Source organism: uncultured Aurantimicrobium sp. (assembly GCF_936931525.1).
Classification (GTDB): domain Bacteria; phylum Actinomycetota; class Actinomycetes; order Actinomycetales; family Microbacteriaceae; genus Aurantimicrobium.
Map to the genome: position 1 here is coordinate 1 of NZ_CAKZII010000044.1, position 2,597 is coordinate 2,597.

Here is a 2,597-nt window from a genome sequence, read left to right on the forward strand (position 1 = left end):
GCGTGACTAAAGCTGATCTGGAAGCCAAGGGTTTCTCTCCAGAGACAAATGATGCTGTTGAACTTCTGACAAAGAACGAGTCAATCCCGAAGAATGAATTCGACATTTTGGGCTACTACGAAGCCCTGAGTGCAAACCACCTTGCGCGCATGGTAAAGATGGCGGACATGGCAGATAACTCCAACCATGCACGCCAGAGATTACTGGCCAAGATAATCGCGGCAAAAAATGAACACTTCGAGGCGGAGAAGTATTCATCACTTCTTCCCCTCCTCAAGCCAACCGCTGAAGAGATCAGTTGGTGGAAGAAAGCAAGAAACAACTAACTGGCTCACAATGTCAGTGGGTGTCCGTATCTTCCTTCTTATATCTATTCCTGAGGGGGAAACATGGCCGGAGCACTACCTGAGATTGATCTCAAACGTCTATTCACGCTTGTAGACAACTCTGAGATTTCACCCGCCATCCTGCATGCCCCTCATGGCAGCCGTTTCATCCCCGAAGAGCTCAAGGGAACATTCCTCGTCTCTGCCTCCGCAATGGAGGCAGAGAAAGATCTGATGACAGATCACTTCACCAATGACCTGGTCAAGAGCATCCAGAACGCTTCGTCATTGGTCAATGGCTTGAGTCGGTTTGTTGTGGACGTGGAACGTTTCCCTGACGAGCGTGAAGAGATGCTTGCTGTGGGCATGGGTGCGTTCTATACCCAGGGTTCCCAGAAGCAGCAGATCCGCGAGCAACAGCACACAACCAACCCTGCCTTGCGAGAGTTCTTCGATGCCTACTCAGATGCATTCACCGAATTAGTGCAGCGCACTCTCGATATTCACGGCCGTGCCGTGATTATCGACGTGCACTCCTACCCAACTGAGCCTCTTCCTTATGAGCTTCACAGCCACGAAGCTAGGCCCCAGCTAGACATTGGTGCTGACACAACCCACACCAGCGCACTGCTGGTGGGAGAAGTTGTCAAAGCCTTTGGCAACCTGGGCACGGGAATCAATGAGAGCTTCCATGGCACCTATGTTCCCTTGCGCTTCTATGAAGCCAAAGACAGCAGAGTGCAGTCTGTAATGCTCGAGATCCGAAGAGATACCTATATGGATGAGAAGAGTATTGAGCTCTTCCCCGAAGAGTTCTCCGCACTTCAAGAAAGTCTGCAGCAGCTGGTCACCAGCCTGAACATGGGCACGCTCCGTTAGCGGGTAAGAATGCCCGGATACGACGTGATGAATGGGCTGGCTTCAGCTGGCCCCATCACCTTCTTATTAGGAGTTGGACTCCTCTACCTGATTGGCAAATGGATCAATCGGGAATAAACAACATCAGTTTTCCGTTACAACCACACCCTGTAACGCTCCGAAAGGTCACCACTATTTCTCACACTTCAGAATCCATTCAGCACAACACCAGCAGTCCTCTTGCTCCACTTCACGTGGCCTACTCCCCCGACTACCTGCAATGGCAGCTCGGTTCTGGAGATGGCTCCCACCCCACCAATCCCATTCGTGCTGAACTGGCCACGGAGATGCTCGTGGAGGAACTCGGCGATGCCGTGAGTGTGATTGACCCTGCAACCGCGGACATGAAGCATGTCCGCGCCGCCATTGAGTCAATCCACGACCTGGATTACGTGTCCGCAGTCATCGATGACGGCGTAAGCGACGAATGGATGCGCAATAAGACCTGGATGGGGCAAACCGCAGCCACCATGTTTGCCGGAACCCAGATGCTGGTCGAAGGCATGATCAAAGGTGCTTTCACTGTGGGCTTCAACCCCCAGGGCGCTAAGCACCATGCTCACTTCTCCCACAGCTCTGGGTTCTGCGTGTTCAACGACATGGCGTGGGCAGCGGTCGAGTTTCACAACGCTGGTTTGAAGCCTCTCTATCTGGACTGGGATATTCATGCTGGTGATGGCGTTCAACACCTCTTGGAAGGCACCAGCATTCCCACTCTGAGTATCCACAACCACTCGATCTATCCAGGTGACCCAGAGACCATCAACCGTGAGTTGTCTCGTGCGGGCAAGAATCACTCTGCCCACGATGAAGAACGCCACATATATAACTGGGGCATAAACAATGGTGCTGGGGACGAAGTGCTGCTTGGTCTCCTCAACGGCGAGATTGAAGAAGTAGTTAAGCGGTACAAGCCTGACGTGATCCTTCTTGCAGCAGGTGCAGATGGCCACGGCGGCACAAGCAACCTGGGTTCATCTAACAACTACACCTATGAGGGCTTTACCCAGGCAGCCAAGAAGGTTGCTGAGTGGGCAAACACCTACTCCCAGGGCCGAGTACTCATCGGCGGAGCCGGTGGCTACCAGCCTCTCGACCACACGCCCAGAATCTGGGCAAATGTGGTCGAGACCATCTACACAGAGACAGTACAGAAGCGCAGCGCACAGGAGGCTAAGTAATGACCCACATCATGCCGAAATACAGAGTGGCCATCACTCCCACCTCAGAACAAGACCTCTATGCCTTGCAGTATGCCTTTGCAGGCCAGATGGCTCATGGAGAACACCAAGAATGCAAAGACGATGTTCTCGTTGCTGCGTTGCTTGGGTGGCACCTGCGCAGCATCGGTGG

Annotated in this window: 2 protein-coding genes and 1 pseudogene; all 3 read left to right on the plus strand. The window is 53.1% G+C overall.

From position 1 onward, the window contains the following. Positions 1-326: pseudogene (locus tag Q0362_RS02210) on the plus strand (hypothetical protein); the annotation flags it as partial. 63 nt (positions 327-389) lie between these two features. After that, positions 390-1,205 (plus strand): N-formylglutamate amidohydrolase, encoded by an 816-nt coding sequence (locus Q0362_RS02215; RefSeq protein ID WP_298119313.1) that lies wholly within the window; start codon positions 390-392, stop codon positions 1,203-1,205. A gap of 233 nt (positions 1,206-1,438) precedes the next feature. Beyond that, positions 1,439-2,425, plus strand: coding sequence for a hypothetical protein (locus tag Q0362_RS02220; protein ID WP_298119315.1), 987 nt, complete (start codon positions 1,439-1,441; stop codon positions 2,423-2,425). The last annotated feature ends 172 nt before the right edge of the window (positions 2,426-2,597 follow it).

What these genes read in the sequence shown, in the direction of transcription:
- Q0362_RS02215 (WP_298119313.1), top strand. Translation starts at nt 390, where the DNA reads ATGGCCGGAGCACTACCTGAGATTGATCTCAAACGTCTATTCACGCTT.